Raw genomic sequence first — 20,593 nt, 5'->3', positions numbered from 1 at the left:
CCGGAGGATGAACTCCGGCGTCTCGTTGTTTCAGGCCACCAGGCCCTTGGTCAGTTCCAGCGCCTGCCGCTCGAACAGCCGGCGGTAGATGCCGTCATTGAGGCGGATAAGCGCCTGATGGTCGCCTTCTTCGACAATCTTGCCCCTGTCGAACACCAGCAGCCGGTCCAGCGCCCTGACGGTGGAGAGCCGGTGCGCGATGACCAGCGTCGTGCGGCCAACCATCAGCCGTTCCATGGCCTGCTGGATCTGCACTTCGCTTTCGCTGTCGAGGCTCGAGGTGGCCTCGTCAAGGATCAGCACCGGCGCATCAGCAAGGAATGCGCGGGCAATGGCGACGCGCTGGCGTTCCCCGCCCGAGAGCTTGACGCCGCGTTCGCCGACCATGGTTTCATATCCTTTTGGAAGGGACATGATGAACTCATGGGCACTGGCCTGTTTTGCCGCCTGCTCGATTTCACGCCGCGAGGCACCTGGGCGACCATAGGCGATGTTTTCCGCCAGCGTGCGGTGGAACAGGATGGGTTCCTGCTGCACGATGGCGATCTGGCCGCGCAGGCTCGATTGCGTCACATCGGCAATATTCTGCCCGTCGATGCGGATTGCACCCGACCTGATGTCATAAAGGCGCTGGATGAGCTTGACGAAGGTTGTCTTGCCCGAACCGGAATGGCCGACCAGCCCCACACGTTCGCCCGGCTTGATGGTGACCGAGAAGTCATCATAAAGCGGGGTGGGATGCGCGCCATATTGGAATGTGACGTGATCGAAGACGATCTCGCCCTTGCCGATATCAAGCCGCGCGGCATCCGGCCTGTCTTCGACGCCAAGCGGCATCTTGTCCAGCAGCACCAGCTCTTCCATGTCGTTGACGGCGCGTTGCAGGTTGCGGATATCCTGCCCCACATCACGCAGGTAACCCTGCAGCACGAAGAACATGGCAAGCACGAAGGTGATATCACCCGGCGTCGCCAGCCCCTGCCGCCACATGATGAGGCCGGTGCCGAGAATGCCGGCCTGCATGGACACCATCATGAAGCTCTGAATGGTGCCATTCAGCGTGCCGCGCCGCCATGTTCTGCGCGTGCGGTTATCCCATTTCACCAGCACGTGACCCAGCCGCGTTTCCTCACGCGTTTCAGCGCCAAAGGCCTTGACGACCGAGTTGCAGCTGATGGCATCCGCCAGCGCGCCGCCAAGCCTTGTATCCCAGGCATTGGCAAGCCGCGCCGCAGGCGACACATAACCCATGGAAAGAGCCACGGTGACACCGACATAAATCAGCGAGCCGAGGCCGACGATGAGGCCCATGACCGGCCAGTAGCTGCCGAGCACGATGGTGGCGCCGACCAGCATCACCAGCGACGGCAGAAGGGCGATGAGCAGCAGGTCGTTCAGCGAATCCAGCGCCCACATGCCGCGCGTGATCTTGCGCACCGTGGAGCCGGCAAAGCTGTTGGCATGCCAGTCCGTGGAGAAACGCTGCACCTTGTGGAAGCCGTTATTGGTGACGTCAGCCATGGTTTTCAGCGTGAGCCTGATGATGCCGTTAAAGATGAACCAGCGCAGCACCACGCTGGTGAGACCAAGCGACACCATGATGACAAAGGCGTGCAGCGCTTTGTCTGCCCCGTTGCCGCCGGCAATGGCATCAACGATCTGACCGGAAAAAACCGGCACCATGACTTCAGCCAGCGTGCTGGCAATGACCAGCACGATGATGAAACCCACCAGTGCCGGCCGGTGGCTCCAGTGGTGAAAAACAAAGCCGAGCACATGACGATAGGCATCGGCGCGGAAATCGAGCTTCTTGCGAGACATTTTAACCAGCACGGCGCCAGAAAATCGGCAACCGGTCCTCAAAACGGAAGTTGGATGGCACAGCCCGGACGGGAGACGAAATGATCCCGTCAGATCAATCGGGCCATGAAGGAAAATAAACCGCATGTCGGGCGCGCGCAGGGCGGGCCGCGAATGGATATGACCTAGTGTCGGGTCATTCCCTGCGGGAGGATTTCGGTGAATGCTGGTGTCATGCAACGCCTCCCTTTGTTTGATCTGACGCGGTGATACGTTTTGTAGCTGAGTGATTTGAGCTTGCCAAGCCGATTTTTGCAACCTTGTGGCAAGTGATGCGGAAACGACACATTGGCCGATGCGACAGGCCCGTCTCAGGACGAACCATGATGGCAGCTTCGGTATGGTCTTCAGCAGCACGTGATACTGCGCATCCCAGGACAGGGTGCGCAGCGAGGTAGCAAAGGAGCGGGACTACCGTTCCTGATCAGTCCATCTGCACATTTGCATCCTTGACGACCGGTTCCCACTTGGCGATTTCGGCCGCAACGTGGGTCTTCAGCTCATCGGGTGACGACGCGACGATCTTGGCGCTGAACTCCGCCATGCGCGCGGCCACGTTCGGATCGGCAAGCGCTTTCTTGGCGGCGGCATTCAGCTTGTCGATCGCTTCGGCCGGTGTGCCTGCCGGCGCAAAGAGCGCATTCCAGGTATAGGTTTCATAACCCGGCACGGTCTCGGCAATGGTCGGCAGGTCCGGGAAAGATGAGGCGCGCTCGGCCGTGGTTACGCCAAGTGCCCGCAACGTGCCGGACTTGATGTGGCCTGATGACGACGGCAGATTGTCGAACATGATCGAAATCTGGTTGCCAAGCAGATCGTTGAGCGCCGGGCCTGCTCCCTTATAGGGAACATGCTGCATCCTGACACCAGCCATGCTCTTGAACAACTCGCCTGAAAGATGCAGCGGCGTGCCATTGCCGGAAGAGGCATAGGCATATTTGTCCGGCTCGGCCTTGAGAAGCGCAATCAGTTCCGCAACGCTGTTGACGTTGAGCTTCGGATTGACGACCAGCACATTCGGCACCACCACCAGCAAGGAAACCGGGGCGAAATCCTTTTCCGGATCGTAAGGCTTTGTTTTGAGGATGAGCGGGTTGAGCGCATGGGTCGCAACCGTGCCCATCAGGATCGTATAGCCGTCTGGCTCGGCCCGGGCGACACGGTCGGCACCGAGATTGCCACCGGCACCGGCAACATTTTCAACGACGATCTGATGGCCAAGCTCATCGCCCATCTTCTGCGCGATGACGCGCGCCACCACATCGGTGGAGCCGCCCGCCGCGAAAGGCACGACCAGCGTAATGGTCCGATCGGGAAAACCTTCGGCACTCGCCGTCATTCCCAGCATGCAAAAAGAAGCTGCCGTAGCGGCAAGCTTCAACACCATACGTCGTTTCGAAAACCGGTAATTCATGAACCCTCCTTTAACATGGCCTCCCCGCCATGTCGGCATAGTAGCTCAAAAGCCCTCGAGAGCAAGCCATGGCCGCCGCCGCAGCAAAAGTGATTCGGGGGGATCGCCGTGCACCGTTTTTGCGGGCGGATCACAACTAAAAAGGCCCTCCCGGTTAAGGAAGGGCCTTATCTTGTTACCAGCGATAATAATCGCGACGGTCACGCCATTCACGGTGTTCCCGCCAGTCGCGGCGGTCTCGCCGTTCCCGCCATTCTCTGCGGGCCTGACGTTCGCGCCATTCGCGGCGACCTTCCCAGCGGTCGCGCCTGTCCCAGCCACGCTCGTAACGCGGCGGGCCGTTCGGACGGCAATATCCGCGCGGCGACAGATGAAAGCCGCGTCCGCAGGCATAGTCGACGGTCTGAACATTAGATGTCGCGGGTGCCGATGGCTGACCCACGGGCATGGCGTTCGCGCCGGTGCCGAACAGGGCGCTGAGAATCATTCCTGCGCCAAAAATCATCTTACGCATGTCATCTCCCTCCTTATGGGATGGGGGGATTTAGCGCTCCGGCGGGTGAACTGCGGCTGAATGAATCTGGGTGTTTTCGTGGCAGGAAATCGCACTTCATGGCGAGGATGAGGCCACGCAGCCTGATGCATGGTTGCGGCCGCGTGGTTTTGGCCCTAGGTCTCAAGGCGACGGGGAGACAGCGATTGGACATCAATCAGGACGAGAAGCACGATCCGAAGCCAGCGGGCAGACGCCCGATCTGGCCATGGCTGCTGCTGGGGCTTTTCACGCTGCTCGGCATTCACCTCTATATGGAGGTGAATGCCGCGATCGACGATCTCGCCCGCACCTGGAGCGACCTCGTGCAGCTATTCTGGTGGATCGTGCCCGATCCGCAGGACTGACGCCCGTCAGGACTGGATCAGCGCAATGCCGCGGTTCTTAAATCCGAGGGTGACATCACTTTGCGGCGGCAGGCTGGTCTCGACCGCATGGTCGACGATGAAGAGCGTGCCGATATCGGTCTCGACTTCATATTCGACATGACCACCGAGATAGGCGCTGTGCAGCACCCGGCCGGCAACCCCTTGCCCGCCCGGCTGGCCGATGGCAATCGAACCCGGACGCACGGCAAGCTTGGCCGGACCGGGCCGGGCATTGCGCGCCGAAACGCGATGATCGACACCGCCGACGCGGATCAGCGCATCGGGCCCCTCAATGCTGATCACCTCGCAGCCGACGACATTCGCCTCGCCCATGAAATCGGCGATGAAGGCGGAGGCCGGGGCCTCGTAAAGATCGCGCGGTGCACCCGACTGGGCGATCTCGCCATCCTTCATCACGATGATCCGGTCGGAAACCGCCAGCGCCTCATCCTGATCATGGGTCACATAAACGGCGGTAAAACCGAGCCGCTGCTGCAATTCGCGAATTTCGGTACGCACCCGGCGGCGAAGGCGGGCATCGAGGTTGGAAAGCGGCTCGTCCAGCAGCAGCACCTGCGGTTCCAGCACCAAAGCGCGGGCGACCGCCACGCGCTGCTGCTGGCCGCCGGAAAGTTCGGCAGGCAGGCGGTGGCCCATGCCGGCCAGGCCGACGAGCTTCAACCCCTCTTCCGCCTTTTCCCGCGCTTCCGCCTTGCGCAATCCCGAGGATTGCAGCCCGTAGGCGACATTGTCGAGCGCCGTCATGTGGGGGAAAAGCGCATAGGACTGGAAGACCATCGAGACATCGCGCTCATTGGCAGGCAGCATGGTCACATCCTTGTCACCGATGAGGATGCGGCCGGAGGTCGGATGTTCGAGACCCGCCAGCATGCGCAGCGTCGTCGTCTTGCCGCAGCCGGAGGGGCCAAGCAGGGTTACCAGCGTGCCGGGCTCGATGGTGAGCGACAGATCGGGAATGGCGGTGAAGGCGCCGAAGGTCTTGCGGACATTCTGAAAGGTGACGGAGCCGGGTTTTACGGAAATCATGTGGTTTTCTCCTGGGCAAGAGGAACGGAGGAAGCGGATGGCAGGCCGGCGACGCGGTTTTCGCGCCGCAGGCGTCGCTCACCAACAATGAGCTGGAAGCCGGTAATGACGGTGATCATCACCACGATCAGCATCGAGGAATAGGCGATCGCCACACCATATTCGCCGTTTTCGACAAGGCCGACGATGTAGGACGTCGCCATGTTGTACTGGGCGCTGACAAGGAAGATGACGGCGCTGATGGAGGTGATGGCGCGCACGAAGGAATAGACCAGTGCGGCCGTGATCGCGGGCCTCAAGAGCGGCAGGATGACCTTGCGGATGGTGCGGAAACTATTGGCCCGCAGCGTCAGCGAGGCCTCGTCGAGGCTCTTGTCGAGCTGGCTCATCGCTGCGATGCCGCCGCGCACGCCGACCGGCATGTTGCGGAAGACGAAGCAGGCGATGAGGATGAGTGCCGAACCGGTCATTTCCACCGGCGGCAGGTTGAAGGCCATGATGTAGCTGACGCCAATGACCGTGCCGGGAATGGCAAAACTCATCATCAGTGCGAATTCGAAGAGGTTCCGCCCGGCAAATTTCTGCCGCACGATGATGTACGCGGTCAGCAGGCCAACGGCAGCGGTGAGCGGCGCCGAAACCAGCGCGATCTCCATCGTCGTCCAGAACGAGTTCCAGGCAACGCCCGTCCAGGCAATAGAGCCGTTCGAGAAGCTGACGGAAAAGGCGCGGATGTAGTGATCGAAGGTCAGGGAGTTATCGAGACCCCAGGTCTTCACGAAACCACCCACAAGGATCATGCCATAAACGACGATGGTGAAGACCATCCACGGCACGACGATGGCGTGAACACCGATGGACAGGCCACGCGGCAGGGCGATATGCGCGCCGCTGTCGCCCTTGCCGGTCACCGTGGCGAAATTCTTGCCTGCCAGCCAGAAGCGCTGGGCAAGGAAGGCCGAAAGCGTGAAGCACAGAAGGATGATCGCCAGAACCGCAGCGCGGGACGGATCGTTCTGCGAGCCGACGACGGCAAAGAAGATTTCCGTCGACAGCACGCCATGGGTGCCGCCAAGCACCAGCGGATTGCCGAAATCCGCCATGCTCTCGATGAAGCCGATCAGGAAGGCATTGGCGAGACCGGGTTTCATCAGCGGCAGCGACACCCGCCAGAAGGTGCGCCAGCGATCGGCACGCAATGTCTGCGAGGCTTCTTCCATCGACGGGCTGACGCCTTCAACCACGCCGATCAGCACCAGAAACGAGATGGGCGTGAAGGAAAGAACCTGCGCGATCCAGATACCGGTCATGCCATAAAGCCACCGACCGGGTTCGATGCCGAAGAGATAGGAAAGCCATTCGGTGACGACGCCGGCGCGGCCGAACAGCAGCGTCAGCGCAAGGCCGATGACAAAAGGCGGCGTGATGATCGGCAGAACGGTGAGAAGCCGCAGGCCCTTCTTGAAAGGAAAGCGGGTGCGGGTGGCGATCAGCGCAAAGCCAAGCCCGAGCACGGTCGAGCCGAAGGCGGTCATCAGGGCGAGAAACAATGTGCGCCAGGCAACGCCGCAACGCTCTTCACCCGTGACGCAGCCAAGGCTCCAGATGCCGGGATCCTTGATATTGCGGATAAAGCCATCGGCATTGAAGGAGCCGTCGAAATCCTGAACGGAGGCGATCAACATGCTGCCGATCGGATAAAAGACAAAAACCGCAACGAGGAAGACCAGAACGGAAATGGCGCCGACGACAAAGGCGTCGCCTTTCATGACGCCACGTTCGGCAAGTCCGAAGGCAAAAAGAAGCACGAAGACGAACGACATGACGACGGCACCCGCCCCCATCGACGCCTGACCATCGGCAAGCATGCCGAAGAGGTTTTCACTCACCGTCCATGTCCAGCCGGTAAAGCCGATCGCCAGCCCCTGCAAGGCTAGGAAAACGAGACCGGCAGCACCGATAAAGGCAAGCAACCCGCCCCGGCGCATCGGATCACGCATCGGCCGGACAAGGCATGCGGCGAGGAAGAAAAGAACGATGCCGACAAGCCATGGTTTTCCATAGGACAGTATCTGCAGCACGCCCGGCGCATTGCTGGCGGTGGAGAAAAATCCGGACAGCCAGCGGAAGCTGAAAAAGCCGCCTTCGATGCGATACCAGGGGAGAAGAATGAGGGCAAAAGCCCCGAGCGCCAGGACGATGTCCAGCCTGCGATTGCCACGTGTCATGGCCGACCTCGCTTATTTCATGCCGATGAAAGAGTGGCGGACACCCCGGCTTTAAAAGCCGGGATGCCTGTCGCCGGAGTTAAGATCAGTTGGCGACCGCACCAACTTCGCGGTCCCAGCGCTCCAGAAGCGCCTTGCGCTTGGCCGGATCGCCATAGGTCTTGAAGTCGTAGTCGATGAGCTTGATGTCCTCGAACTTCGGTGCTTCCTTCGGCACTTCCGCCGTCTTGTTGGAGGGAAGCTGGAAGGACTTGGCGTCCTTCATGCGCGACTGCACTTCCGGCTTCAGCGCCCAGTCGTACCAGGTCTTGGCATTGTCGAGGTTGCGTGCGCCCTTGATGATCGACATGGAGCCGATCTCGTAACCCGTGCCTTCGCAAGGCGCGATCGACTTCACCGGGAAGCCTTCCGCCGTCTGCGCCACCGCATCATGCATGAAGACGATGCCGAGCGCCGTCTCGCCACGCGCCGCCGCCTTGACCGGTGCGGAACCCGACTTGGTATATTGCGAGATATTGACGTTGAGCTTCTTCAGATAGTCGATCGCCTGATCTTCACCCATGATCTGCGCGAGCGAGGCAAGCGCGGTATAGGCGGTGCCCGAAGAGTTCGGATTGGCGATCTGGATTTCGCCCTTCAGTTCCGGCGCCAGCAGGTCGGCCCAGCACTTCGGCTCCTTGTAACCCTTCGACTTGAAGATTTCGGTGTTGTAGCCCCAGCCCAGCGCACCGGCATAAACGCCGACAGTCCTGTAACCCGTGCTTTCGGCCTGTTTCACGGCCCAGTCCTGCAACTGGTCGAGCATCGGCGACTTGTATTCCAGCGTCAGGTTTTCCGAGGCCGCCTGCATATGCGGATCGCCGGTGCCGGCCCACCAGATATCGGTCTTCGGGTTGCGGGCTTCCGCGCGCACCTTGGCATAGGTTTCACCCGAAGACAGGCGCACCATATTGACCTTGATGTCGTGCGACTTTTCAAAATCGCCCTTCATCTGTTCGCAGATGACGACATCGGCCGAGCAGATGAGGTTCAGTTCGCCCGCCGCCTGCGCGGAAACGGCGCTCAGTGCCGTGCCGGCAAAAAGCAGGGTGGAAAGTATCGTCAGTCGCATGGTTATCCTCCTGTAGCTTGCGTCTGAATTCCTGGGCACGCGCGGACATGGCGCTGCCGGTCGCGGCGCCCTGCGGCGCGCACGCTGTCTTTTGGGATGTCGGTTTTCTGACCCCTACTGGGTCTGGCTCGGGTGGATTTCGCTGTCGAAGCGGCTCAATAACCGACTTCGCTCTTCGGGCTGGCCAAAAGTGGCAAAGTCGTAATCCACCATCTTGATCATCGATATATCGGGGGCGGTCAGCGGCAGTGTCGCCCGGGCATTGGAAGGCACCTGGTTCTGGCCGGCCGCAGCCCCGGTCGCCTGCCCTTCCGGGCTCAGCGCAAATTCCACGAAATCCTGCGCAAGGGCCGTATTGCGGTTGCCCTTGACGATGCTGACCGCCCCGATCTCGTAACCGGTGCCTTCGCAGGGAGCGACGATGACCAGCGGAAATCCTTCGATCTTCTGGGTCACCGCGTCATGCATGAAGGAAATCCCGATCAGCACCTCGCCCCGCGCCGCCGCCTTGACGGGCGCGGCACCCACCTTGGTATAGCCCACGACATTCTGGTTCAGTTTCGTCATGAAACCGAAGGCCTCCTCCTCGCCAAACAGCTGGACCAGCGTGGCGAGCATGGTGAAGGCCGTGCCGGAATAGTTCGGATTACCGGTCAGGATATGGCCGCGATAAATATCCTTGGCCAGATCCTTCCAGCAGGTGGGAGCCGGCAGATTGTTTCTGGCGAGCAGTTCAGAATTATAGGCAAAGCCCAGCGCCCCGGCATAAATGCCGGCGGACCTTGAGCCGGACATCGCATAAAAATTCTGCGCCCAGGGCAACAGATCCTGCGGATGCCGCGGCTGATATTCGTCCAGCAGCCCTTCCGAGCCGGCCTGCAGATGGGTATCACCGGTGCCACCCCACCAGACGTCGACTGTCGGGTGAGAGCGTTCGGCACGAATCTGGTCGAGAATTTCGCCTGTGCTCCTGCGAACCATCGAAATCTCAAGGCCGCTTTTTGCCTCGAAAGCCCGCTGCATGGCCACGCACCAGGCTTCGTCGACGCCGCACAGGACGTTCAACTTCGGCTCGGCCATGCCATGCCCTGCGCCGCACAGCCATAAAGCCATGCTCGCCGCAAGTGCGGTCAATCGTTTCACTTAAAGCCTCCCTGCCTGGAACCTCCCCGTTCCAGTCTCCACCAACAGCATGTCACATTCGGCCCGTACCGCAATCGAAGAATGGTTACCAATCTTTCACCGCACCGCCGAACAAGATTACAGATATTACAATTATGACAGGGGAGATAACCAGCGAGCCTTTGAAGATCGCCGCAGCCGCGCCTATGATGACGGCGGGAGGAAGATGCAGTGCTTAATCAGAAGGTTCGCATTCTGATCGTCGAGGACGATCCTGATATGGCCGAGCTTATCTCGGACCTCGTCGAGGCCGAGGGCTGGCTGCCCACCTGCGCCCGCTCCGCCGAGGAAGCGGACGAGATACTGGCGCGGGACCGGATGCAGCTGGTGCTCGTTGACCATAATCTGCCCGGCACATCCGGCCGCACCTTCGCCCAGCGGCTGCGCGGCAAGGTCGATAGTGATATCGGCATTGTCATGGTTACGGCCGCCGGCAGCGCCGCCGACCGGGTTCTCGGTCTGGAAACCGCCGCCGACGATTATGTCGTCAAACCCTTCGAACCCATCGAACTGACGGCGCGGATCAAGGCCGTTCTGCGCCGGACGATCCCCTCGCTGAAACAGGACAAGGACAGCGAACGTGATCATGGCCGCACGGCGCTGCGACTCGGTGACTGGGCGATCGATCTCGATGCCCGCCGGGCGGTCTGCCTCGCGGATCGCAGCCGCACGCTGACCAGTGCCGAATTCGCGCTGCTGGAAATTCTCGCCGAAACGCCCAACCAGCCGGTCAGCCGCTCGCAGATCCTCGACCGGCTGGGTTCGGAAAGCGACCGCTATATCGACCGCAATGTCGATGTGCTGGTGCTGCGACTGAGGCGCAAGATCGAGATAAACCCCGATCTGCCGCGCCATATCAAGACCCGGCGCGGCAAGGGATATGTGCTCCATACCGATGAGGGCGAGCTTTCCCCGTGATCAGCCGTTCCTTCCTTTCCTCGATTGCCTTTCGCCTGCCCTTTGCGATCGTCTTTACCTGCGTCCTCGTCTTCAGCCTGTCGGCCATCGCCATCTATGGCCTGCAGCGCGCCCGCGATGAGATGGCGGCCTATGGCTTGCAGGCCTTTTCCAGTCTAGCAAAGGCATCGCTGGTCTCGCGGCAGGTCTCCGATCTCGTCTCCAGTGCACCTTTCCTGATGAATGCCGCCTCGCCCTATCGCGTTTCCAGCGAAAGCCGCTCCGTCGTCCAGCAGGTCGACCTGCTGCTGGAAATGACCGGGCCGGGCAGCGGCGAACGGGCCGCGCGCGGCTTTGCGAGCGAACGCATCGTTGAACTGCTCCAGCTTATCCGGGCGCAGACGCTCGATCTTGCGAAGGATGCCGATGCCGCGCAGGCGCACAAGGCGGAAGCGGCGGCGGCGCTCGGCGAAATCGCCACCGGTCAGGGCATCCTCGATCCGGAACTGCGCCGGCGAATGAACGGCATCGTACAGGCCGCATCCGCATCCGACAGTCTTTTCCAGCTGGGCGAACTGCGCCGCCGTTATGTCGCAGAAACCACGGCCCGCCAGCAGGGTTACCCCGGCGAGCGGCTGCCTCTGGCCGAAATGCAGCCCTATGAACGGGTCTTTGCAGCCCAGAGCCGTTATCTCCTCGAAATGTTTGCCATCCGCGCCTCGGTATCGCGGCTTCACACCGTGTCGCGCGATCTTTCCCATGTCACGGAAACCCAGGGCGATGCGGTTGCCCGCAGCCTGAACGAAGACCTGATCTCCACCTCCGATGCGCTCAGTCGCCTGCTGGTCATCGTGGCCGTCGCCTCCCTTCTGGTTCTGGTGGTGGCGATCCTCTCCATCCGCTCGGTGATGCGGGTGTCACGCGGGATCGCGGCGCTCTCCAATGGCATGAATGCGCTTGCCAAAGGCGAAAAGGATGTCGGCCCGCCCTCTTATAGCGGCTCGGAAACGGAGTTGATCCGCCTGCTCGACGCATTCCGCGCCTTTCACGACAGCGTCGACCGCGTCTCGCGCCTCAGGCGCACGGCGGAAGCGGCGGCCCGCACCATCCGCTCCACCTTCCGCAACATGAATGAGGGCATAGCACTGTTTGATGCAACCGGCCGGCCGATCACCATGAACCGCCGCATCATCGAACTGGTTGGGCGCTCCGGCTCGTCGCGAAAACTGCCGATTCGTCGGTTTGTCGAGCCGGTCCCGGAAATCGATCCCATGCTGCTGCCCTTCGAGAGCGAAAAGGGCGAATTGATGGAGCGCGCCGTCGTGCGCCACCGCACCACGGACGAGCGGGTGATCGAAGTATCGATGTCGCGCCAGCCGGATGGCGGCATCGTGCTGCTTGCCCGCGATGTCACAGCACTCGACCGGCAGGAGGCAGAAGCCGTAAAGGCCCAGCGTCTGGACGGCATCATGCGCATGACCCACCAGGTCAGCCATGAGGTGGGCAACATGATCGGCATCATCACCGGCAGTCTCGGCCTGCTGGAGCGCGAGGCGGGTTTCAACGACCGCCAGAACCGCCACATCGCCCGCATCCGCAAGGCGGCGGATCGCGGCCGGTCTCTCGCCAGCAGCATGTTGACCATCGGCAGCCAGCAGCCGATCCATCCAAGCTCAATCAATGTCGCCAACCTGCTGCGCGGCATGGCCGATATTCTCGAGATTGCGGTCGGCCCCAAATGCCGGATCGCGCTCGATCTCGACGACAATCTTCCCACAATCCCGCTCGACCCGGCACTTTTCGAGCAATCCATCCTCAATCTCTGCCTCAATGCGGCGGCCGCTATGCCAGATGGCGGCCTGATTTCAATCGAGGCGGCCTGCGAGAAGGATGCACTGGTGATATCGGTCACCGACGAAGGCATCGGCATGACACCCGAGGCAGTGGACAAGGCGTTCGAGCCCTATTTCACCACCCGTGGGGACCATGGCGGCGCGGGCCTTGGCCTTGCCATGGTCTATGGCTTCGTGCGCCAGAGCGGCGGCGAGGCGCATATCAGTTCCAAGCCGGGTGAAGGGGCGAAGGTGCAGCTGACATTTCCGGCAGGCACCGGGCTGGCGCAAAGGTCGGCCTGAAGCGGCTTCCACGCCGGGTCAGTCGGCCGGTCAGTCTTTCGCGCCGGCGGCCTCCAGCAGTGCAACGATTTCCGTCAGCCCTCTTTCGCGGGCATGGGCAAGCCCGGTCCTTCCATCAAAATCCTCCACCGCAACGTCAGCGCCACCGGCAAGAAGCGACCGGACGATCCGCTGCGATACCGCGCCGCCATCTCTCAGGATTGTGACTTCAAGCAGGGCCGTCCAGCCGAGCCGGTTGACGTGATCGACATCCACACCGGCTGCAAGCAGCATATCGACAGCTTCGGGATGTCCCTTTTCGGCAGCCGGAATGAGCGCCGTGCCACCAAAGCGATTGGTACTTTCAAGATTTGCGCCCTTTTTCAGGATCATCCGCAGGATTTCGGTTCTGCCCTGTGCACCCGCCACCAGAAACGGGCTATCCTCGATGCTGTCGCGAGCATTGACATCGGCACCGGCATCGAGAAGCAGTCGCGCCGACGCCACGTCGTTCTGCCAAACCGCCACCAGCAGAGGCGTCTGGCCCTGCGCGTTCCGCTCTTCGGTGGCGCCACTGTTTTTCAGCAGTTGTTCAAGCCGCACGTGATCCTTCGCCGTTACCGCTTCCAGAACGGCAGCCTGAGCATTTGCGCCAAGGGTCATCATCAGCACTCCACATAAAACCAGTCGTCGCATCACCACCTCGAAAGAATGCCGGCACCGGTGGTGCGGGCAGCAGCATTATTCCAGGCGACCGGCATTCGCTTCAAGACCCGCTTTTTGCCGCCTCAGGCCACCTGAACGAAATGGCCGGGTGAAACGGTCCTGTAAGTCCGCTCCGGTGTTTCATAACCCATTGCCCGTATGGGGCTTTTCAGCTCGTCATTGGAAACGCTGCGTCTTATACCGCGCCGCGCCGGATCGGGCACCGGCACCGCCGCCATCAGCTTTTTCGTATAGGCATGTTGCGGATTGTCGAAGACCGCCGCCCGCGGGCCGATTTCGACGATCTCGCCGAGATACATCACCGCCACGCGGTGACTGACGCGTTCCACCACCGCCATGTCATGCGAGATGAACAGGAAAGCGAGGTTGAGGCTCTGCTGCAGGTCGAGCAACAGGTTGCAGACCTGCGCCTTGATCGAGACGTCAAGCGCCGAGACGCTTTCATCGGCAACAATGACCTTGGGATCAAGCGCCAGCGCCCGGGCAATGGCGATGCGCTGGCGCTGGCCGCCGGAAAATTCATGCGGGTAGCGGCCGGCCATATCGGCCGACAGGCCGACCTTTTCCAAGAGATCGGCGGTTTTTTCCTTCGCCTGTCTCGTGGTGCCCAGCCTGTGCTTGATGAAGGGTTCGGAAATCGCCGTGCCCACCGTCATGCGCGGATTGAGCGACGAGAACGGGTCCTGAAAGATCATCTGGACGGATTTGCGCATGTTGCGCAGGCCGGTGGTATCAAGCCGCATCACATCGTAGCCATCGAGCGATACATCGCCGGACGACGGCTCCACGAGGCGCATGATCGAGCGGCCGGTGGTGGATTTTCCGCAGCCGGATTCACCGACCAGCGCCAGCGTCTCGCCCTGAAACAGATCGAAGGAGACGTTTTCGACGGCATGAACCGCACCCGTCTGCCGCGCCAGCAGTCCGGAGCGGATGGGGAAACGCGTGACAAGGTTTTTGACCGACAGGACCGGCGTCTGACCGCTCGCCACGGTCTCGGCCACCTCCTGAGGCTCGGTTGAAAGACCGGTTTTCATGTCGAGCACCGGAAAACGCGTCGGCCATTGCCGGTCGCGCATCGAGCCGAGCTTCGGCACCGCCGAAAGCAGCGCCCGCGTATAGGGGTGCTTGCCGCGTTTGAATATCTCCTCGGTCGGGCCGGTCTCGACCTCGTCGCCGCGATACATGACGATCGTCCGGTCGGCAATTTCGGCCACCACACCCATGTCGTGGGTGATGAAGAGAACCGACATGCCCTCCTCTTCCTGCAGCAGCTTGATGAGATCGAGGATCTGGCCCTGAATGGTGACGTCGAGCGCCGTCGTCGGCTCATCGGCGATCAGCAGCTTCGGCCGCGAGGCGAGCGCCATGGCAATCATCACCCGCTGCCGCATGCCGCCGGAAAACTGATGCGGATATTCGTCAAAACGGCTGGCCGCATTGGGAATACGCACCTTTTCCAGAAGCCGCACCGTCTCCGCCCGCGCCTCCTGTTTCGAAAGCCCCTTGTGCCTGATGAGGACCTCGGAAATCTGGCGGCCGATGGTGAAGATCGGATTGAGCGAGGTCATCGGCTCCTGAAAGATCATCGAAATATCGTTGCCACGCACGCCGCGCATCTCCTTTTCGGAAAGCGCCAGCAGATTGCGCCCATTGAGCAGCACTTCGCCTTCGATCCGGCTGGAGGACGGCGCAAGCAGACGCATGAGCGACAGCGAAGTGACGGACTTGCCGGAACCGGATTCGCCGACAATCGCAACGGTTTCACCGGGCGCAACATCGAAGGAGACGTTGCGCACGACGCTTTTCCATTCGTCATCAACGAGAAAGGACGTGGTCAGGTTACGGACGGAGAGGACGGGTTTTGTTTCCATGGTCTCACCGCCCCACCGCATAGGCCTGCATCAGCCGCGGTGTCGCGGCCGCGCGCAGCAGGCCGTCCGCATCCCGCCTTGCTGCCGTCAGTCGCCCGACTGACCAGGCATCGGCAACCGTGACCCGGTGGCCGCGACGGCGAAGCTCATCGAGCGTCGCCTCACCCGCTGTGCTTTCCACCATGATTTCACCCGGCGAGCTGGTGCGCGGATAAAACGAGCCCGGAAAATGCGAGGTGTGAAACAAAGGCATGTCGATGGCCGCCTGCAGGTTCTTGCCGTGATGCGCATAACGCAGGAAGAAAGGCAGCTGCCACTGGTCCTGCTGATCACCCCCCGGCGTGCCGAAGACCATCGAGGGCCGGCCCTGATGCAGCGCAAGCGACGGCGTCAGCGTGGTGCGCGGGCGTTTGCCCGGCGCAAGCGAGGTCGGCAGGCCTTCCTTCAGCCAGAACATCTGGGCGCGGGAATTGAGCGCGAAACCGAGGCCCGGCACGACCGGCGACGATTGCAGCCAGCCACCCGATGGCGTGGTGGACACCATGTTGCCCCAGCGGTCGATGACGTCGATATGCACCGTGTCACCGCGCTTCTCCGTCAGGTGCGACATGGTCGGCTCGTAGACGGTGCCCTTGCCGCTCATCTCGGCCAGCATCGCCATGGTGGCGTCCACCTGATTTTCGTATCCGGGCACGGTGCCGGGGCGCAGCTCCAGCGAGGCCTCGCGGCCGATCAGCGCCCGGCGTCCGGCATTATAACCCTCGGAGAGAAGATATTCCGTTGGTATCTGACCAAATTCCGGGTCGCCGTAATAGACCTCACGGTCGGCAAAGGCGAGCTTCATGGCCTCAACGATGGTGTGGATGAAATCAGGCCCGGACGGGTCCATCGCTGCAATGTCAAAGCCCTTCAGCAGCGCAAGCGATTGCAGCAGAACCGGACCCTGTCCCCAGGCGGGCGTCTTGGCAATCGTCCAGTCGTGATAATCAAGCGTCTGCGGCGCTTCGACGGTCGCGCTCCACCCGGCCATATCCTGCGCCGTCAGCACGCCCTTGTGCCGTGCGCCGCTCGCATCCATGACTTCCGCCGTCTTTACGTAACTGTCGATAGCTTCCGCAACGAAACCCCGGTAGAAGGCATCCCGCGCCGCCTCGATCTGGTTTTCGCGGCCGGTGTGCGCTTCGGCTTCGGTGATGATCCGCTGATAGGTCGCAGCCAGAACCGGGTTACGGAAATTGGCGTGAGGCTCGGGTGCGGCACCACCCGGCAGCCATGTCTCATGGGATGTCGGCCATTCCTTCTCGAAGAAATCAGCCAGCCCCTTGATGGTGGCGGAGACACGCGGCAGCGTTGGATGCCCCTGCTCGGCATAATAGATGGCGGGTTCCAGCACGTCGCGCACGCTCATCGTGCCATAATCGCGCAGCATCAGCATCCAGCCGTCGAAGGCACCGGGGATGACGGTGGCCAGCAGCCCGTCGCCGGGGATCAGTTTCAGCCCTTCCGAAGTGTAATGTTCGATCGTCGCACCGCTCGGGGCCGGACCCTGTGCGCAGATGACTTCGACCTTGTCCTTCTGCTTCGAATAAAACACGGCCGGCATATCCCCGCCCGGACCGCAGAGATGCGGCTCGACAATCTGCAGCACAAAGCCGGTGGCGACGGCGGCGTCGAAAGCATTGCCGCCCTTTTCGAGAATGGCCATGCCAACGGCCGAGGCGATCCAGTGCGTTGAGGTGACGACGCCGAAGGTGCCAAGGATTTCAGGGCGTGTGGTGAATTCAGTCATTCCGATATTCCTTGTAAAAATCATGCTTCGCGCGGATCGAGCGCGTCACGCAGGCCATCACCCAGAAGATTGAAACCGATGACGACGAGGAAGATGGCGATGCCGGGCCACATCGTCATCCATGGCGCCTGGCTGAGGAAATTCTTCGCAGTGTTCAGCATCGAACCCCAGGACGGCGCCGGCGCCTGCTGGCCGAGACCGAGGAAGGAAAGGCTCGCCTCCGCAATGATGGCGGTCGCCACCGTCAGTGTCGCCTGCACGATGATGGGGGCAAAGACATTCGGCAGGATATAACGGGTCATGATGTCGATATGGTTGAGGCCGATCGACCTCGCGCCTTCGACATAATCCTCCATCTTGACCGCCAGCACCTGCCCGCGCGTCAGCCGCACGAAGATCGGCATGGCGGAAAGGCCGATGGCGATCATCGCATTGGTAAGGCTCGGGCCGAGGAAGGCGGCAAGCGCGATTGCCATGATCAGGAACGGCATCGCGAGCAGCGCTTCGGTGATGCGCGAGATGACCATATCCACCCAGCCGCCGAAATAGCCCGAAATCAGGCCGAAGGGCACGCCGATGACCACCGCGATCATCACCGAGACGACACCTGCCATCAGCGAGGCGCGGGCGCCATAGATCATGCGCGAGAGAATGTCGCGGCCGAGATCGTCGGTGCCGAGCCAGTGGGCCGCCGATGGCGCCTTGCGGATGGCCGACCAGCTGGTCGCAACCGGGTCGGCAATCGGCAGGATCGGCGCGGCTATGGCAAGCACGGCGAAGAACAGCACGATGATCATGCCGACAAGCGCCGATTTGTTGCGCTTCATTTTTTTCCAGGCGCGGCTTTCCTGCCGTGTCGCCGGTACGGATAGGTTTTGATCGAGAACGGTCATGATATCAGCCTCAGATCGTCGCCCTGAGGCGGGGGTTGAGCAGGACATAGGCAATGTCGGCCAGAAGGTTCATGAGAATGAAACCAACTGCGGTGCAGAGCACGATGCCCTGAACGACGGCATAATCGCGGGTGAACACCGCATCGACCGTCATCTTGCCGAAGCCGGGAATGGTGAAAATCTGCTCCGTCAGGACCGCGCCGGCCAGCAACTCGCCGAAGAGCAGCGCCAGCAGCGTGATGACCGGCAGCAGCGCGTTGCGGAAACTGTGCGACAGAATGATCTCACGCGGCGAAAGCCCCTTGGCCCGGGCGGTGCGGATATAATCGGAACTCAAGACCGCCACCATCGCCGAACGTGTATGACGCATCAACGTTGCCGCAAGCGCGTTGCCCAGCACGAAGGCCGGCATGATCATCGTTTCGATGGAACGAACAGGGTCGACGAAGATCGATTCATAACCGGACGCCGGCAGCCAGCCAAGCTTCACCGACACCAGCAGGATCAGCATGATACCGAGCCAGAAATTCGGGATGGACAGACCGGAAAGCGCCACGATATTGGCCGTATAATCAATCCACGTATTCTTCTTAACGGCGGCCAGGATGCCGATGGGAATGCCGATGACCATGGCAAAGAACATCGCCATGACAGCCAGCTGAATGGTGACCGGCAGCTTCTGGCCGATCAGTTCCAGCACCGGCTGGTTGGTGCGCAGCGAAATGCCGAAATCACCCGTCACCACACCGCCCAGCCAGTTGAGATATTGCAGCGGCACGGGGTCGTTGAGGCGATATTTCTCGCGCAGGAATTCAATCGTCGCGGGATCGCGTTCCTCACCCGCCATGGCAAGAACCGGATCGCCCGGCAGGAGTTTCTGCAGCGAGAAAACGAAGATGGAAATGATGAGAAGCGTCGGGATCGCGACCAGCAGTCGCTTGCCGATGTAAACAGGCATGGCATTGCCCCCGTTTGAGTCCGGTGCTGGGGGCCGCACGGCAAGCCGTGCGACCTGTTCAAAGCTGTCAGTCCTTGGAAACGCCGAGAAGGCGAATCATGCCATCGGGCGACGGCGCCCAGCCCTTGACCTTGTTGGAAATGGCATAGGCATAAGGCTGGTGGCCAAGATAGATGATCGGCATGTCATCGTTGAGGATGACGCTTGCGGCATCGTATTTTTCCTTGCGCACCGCATCTTCGGTCGAGGCGCGGGCCTCGTTCAGCAGCTTGTCGACTTCAGGATTGCAGTATTTCACATCGTTGATGCCGCCCTTGCAGGTGACGAACTGGTGTAGGTTGCCATCGGGATCGATACGCCCCGACCAGTCGGAACGGCTGAGCTGGTAATTGCCGGCGGTCTGTTCGGACAGCAGCGTGGCAAATTCGGTCGCCTTCAGGGTGACGTTGAAACCGGCCTCGGCCACCATGGACTGGATGACCTGCATCATCTGCGTCTGCGTGGTGTTGTTGGCGTGCTGCAGCTCGACGTCAAGCTTCTCGTAACCCGCCTCCTTCATCAGCTGCTTGGCCTTGTCGATATCGCGCGGCGGCACCGGCAGGCTCTGGTTGAACCAGGGGCTTGTGGGCGGGAAGGCCTGATTGCCACCCTTGGAGGTGCCTTCAAAGACGATCTGGCCGATCGCCTCGCGGTCAATGGCATAGGAGAACGCCTGCCGCAGGCGCTTGTCCTTGCCGAGCGGATTATCCGCACGCGCGCCATTGTTCATGTTGACATACATGGCCATGTAACCCGGCCCGATTATATCGGCATAGGTCAGCTTGGAGTCGTTCCTGACGGATTCCGCATCGGACGCCGAAATGCGTTCGGCAATATCGAGGTCGCCGGCGCGAAGGTTTGCAAGCTTCACGGTCGTATCTGGGATCGGCAGATAGACGACCTTGTCGACGAGGACCTTGTCCTTGTCCCAATAGTCAGCAAATTTCTCGAGCACGATACGGTCCTGCTGGATACGCTCGACAAATTTGAACGGCCCGGCACAAACCGGTTTCGAACCAAAATTCGCGCCCAGTTCCTTGGCCGCCTTGGGTTCAACGATCATCCCGGCGCGGTCGGAAAGCTGCGCCAGAAGGGTAACATCGGGCGTCTTCAGCTTGAATTTCACCTCCAGCGGTCCCGTCGCCTCAACCTTTTCGACCGAGGAGAGCTCGCTTTTGCGACGCGATTCCGGCAGCGTCATGTTGCGCTCGATGGTCGCGACCACGGCAGCCGCATCAAGCGTCTCGCCATTGTGGAATTTGACACCATCGCGGATTTTCATGGTCAGCACCTTGCCGCCTTCGGACCACGCCCATTCGGTGGCAAGCTGGGGCACGATCTTCATGTCCTGCGAGATATCCACCAGCTTGTCGCACATGGCGGTGTAGACGATGCGGCCGACAAAGGTGCGCGATTGCGCGGGGTCGAGCACATCGGCATCGTCATTGAGGCCGATGCGCAATTCGGATGATAGCGCCGGCGCGGCGAGCAATGCGCTGGCGAGCAGCGCCGCAGTCAGTGTCTGGATCTTTTTCATGTT

General features: G+C 61.2%; 16 protein-coding genes. 3 read left to right on the top strand and 13 right to left on the bottom strand.

Annotated features, from left to right (window positions below; all coding sequences use genetic code 11):
• Positions 1–30: 30 nt before the first annotated feature.
• The 3 genes from EXN68_RS17150 to EXN68_RS17140 all read right to left on the bottom strand — a co-directional run bounded on the left by EXN68_RS17150 (position 31) and on the right by EXN68_RS17140 (position 3,788).
• Positions 31–1,821 (bottom strand): ABC transporter ATP-binding protein, encoded by a 1,791-nt coding sequence (locus tag EXN68_RS17150; RefSeq protein WP_142842011.1) that lies wholly within the window; start codon positions 1,819–1,821, stop codon positions 31–33.
• Between the two features lie 463 nt (positions 1,822–2,284).
• Entirely contained in the window at positions 2,285–3,274 is a 990-nt protein-coding gene (locus EXN68_RS17145; RefSeq protein ID WP_142842010.1) for a Bug family tripartite tricarboxylate transporter substrate binding protein, read from the bottom strand.
• Between the two features lie 175 nt (positions 3,275–3,449).
• Positions 3,450–3,788: a GCG_CRPN prefix-to-repeats domain-containing protein gene (locus EXN68_RS17140; RefSeq protein WP_046801270.1), complete on the bottom strand. Its 339-nt coding sequence runs from the start codon at positions 3,786–3,788 to the stop codon at positions 3,450–3,452.
• Positions 3,789–3,973: 185 nt separating this feature from the next.
• On the opposite strand from EXN68_RS17140, the gene EXN68_RS17135 reads away from it, so the two are divergent.
• The gene (locus EXN68_RS17135) at positions 3,974–4,174 is read left to right on the top strand and encodes a hypothetical protein (protein ID WP_142842009.1); all 201 of its coding nucleotides are present in this window, start codon (positions 3,974–3,976) and stop codon (positions 4,172–4,174) included.
• 6 nt (positions 4,175–4,180) lie between these two features.
• Here EXN68_RS17135 and EXN68_RS17130 read toward each other — a convergent pair whose 3' ends face one another.
• From EXN68_RS17130 to EXN68_RS17115, 4 genes are all read right to left on the bottom strand, one after another.
• Positions 4,181–5,242, bottom strand: a complete 1,062-nt coding sequence (locus EXN68_RS17130; RefSeq protein ID WP_142842008.1) for an ABC transporter ATP-binding protein — start codon at positions 5,240–5,242, stop codon at positions 4,181–4,183.
• Positions 5,239–7,470, bottom strand: coding sequence for an ABC transporter permease (locus EXN68_RS17125; protein WP_142842007.1), 2,232 nt, complete (start codon positions 7,468–7,470; stop codon positions 5,239–5,241). The genes EXN68_RS17130 and EXN68_RS17125 overlap by 4 nt, the downstream gene beginning before the upstream one ends.
• An 85-nt stretch (positions 7,471–7,555) precedes the next feature.
• Positions 7,556–8,581 (bottom strand): ABC transporter substrate-binding protein, encoded by a 1,026-nt coding sequence (locus tag EXN68_RS17120; protein WP_046801267.1) that lies wholly within the window; start codon positions 8,579–8,581, stop codon positions 7,556–7,558.
• 114 nt (positions 8,582–8,695) lie between these two features.
• Positions 8,696–9,694, bottom strand: a complete 999-nt coding sequence (locus EXN68_RS17115) for an ABC transporter substrate-binding protein (RefSeq protein ID WP_065116807.1) — start codon at positions 9,692–9,694, stop codon at positions 8,696–8,698.
• A gap of 240 nt (positions 9,695–9,934) precedes the next feature.
• On the opposite strand from EXN68_RS17115, the gene EXN68_RS17110 reads away from it, so the two are divergent.
• Positions 9,935–10,681, top strand: coding sequence for a response regulator transcription factor (locus EXN68_RS17110; RefSeq protein ID WP_142842006.1), 747 nt, complete (start codon positions 9,935–9,937; stop codon positions 10,679–10,681).
• Positions 10,678–12,795 carry a sensor histidine kinase gene (locus tag EXN68_RS17105; protein WP_142842005.1) on the top strand — a complete coding sequence of 706 codons (2,118 nt, stop codon included), beginning with the start codon at positions 10,678–10,680 and terminating at the stop codon, positions 12,793–12,795. Before EXN68_RS17110 ends, EXN68_RS17105 begins: the two co-directional genes overlap by 4 nt.
• A 30-nt stretch (positions 12,796–12,825) precedes the next feature.
• Here EXN68_RS17105 and EXN68_RS17100 read toward each other — a convergent pair whose 3' ends face one another.
• From EXN68_RS17100 to EXN68_RS17075, 6 genes are all read right to left on the bottom strand, one after another.
• Positions 12,826–13,437 (bottom strand): ankyrin repeat domain-containing protein, encoded by a 612-nt coding sequence (locus EXN68_RS17100; RefSeq protein WP_237681423.1) that lies wholly within the window; start codon positions 13,435–13,437, stop codon positions 12,826–12,828.
• A 125-nt stretch (positions 13,438–13,562) separates the two neighbouring features.
• On the bottom strand, positions 13,563–15,374 hold the full coding sequence (locus EXN68_RS17095) for an ABC transporter ATP-binding protein (RefSeq protein ID WP_142842003.1): 1,812 nt from the start codon (positions 15,372–15,374) through the stop codon (positions 13,563–13,565).
• 4 nt (positions 15,375–15,378) lie between these two features.
• Positions 15,379–17,163, bottom strand: coding sequence for a gamma-glutamyltransferase family protein (locus EXN68_RS17090; protein ID WP_142842002.1), 1,785 nt, complete (start codon positions 17,161–17,163; stop codon positions 15,379–15,381).
• Between the two features lie 20 nt (positions 17,164–17,183).
• Positions 17,184–18,056, bottom strand: a complete 873-nt coding sequence (locus EXN68_RS17085) for an ABC transporter permease (RefSeq protein WP_003505690.1) — start codon at positions 18,054–18,056, stop codon at positions 17,184–17,186.
• A gap of 10 nt (positions 18,057–18,066) precedes the next feature.
• Positions 18,067–19,014, bottom strand: coding sequence for an ABC transporter permease (locus EXN68_RS17080; RefSeq protein WP_006311351.1), 948 nt, complete (start codon positions 19,012–19,014; stop codon positions 18,067–18,069).
• Between the two features lie 67 nt (positions 19,015–19,081).
• Positions 19,082–20,590, bottom strand: coding sequence for an ABC transporter substrate-binding protein (locus EXN68_RS17075; protein WP_142842001.1), 1,509 nt, complete (start codon positions 20,588–20,590; stop codon positions 19,082–19,084).
• Between the last annotated feature and the right edge of the window lie 3 nt (positions 20,591–20,593).

Source organism: Martinezella rhizogenes, from assembly GCF_007002745.1.
In the GTDB taxonomy this organism is placed as follows: Bacteria; Pseudomonadota; Alphaproteobacteria; order Rhizobiales; family Rhizobiaceae; genus Agrobacterium; species Agrobacterium cucumeris.
Note: the sequence above shows the minus strand (reverse complement) of the source record. Positions and strands in the feature narration are given on the sequence as shown.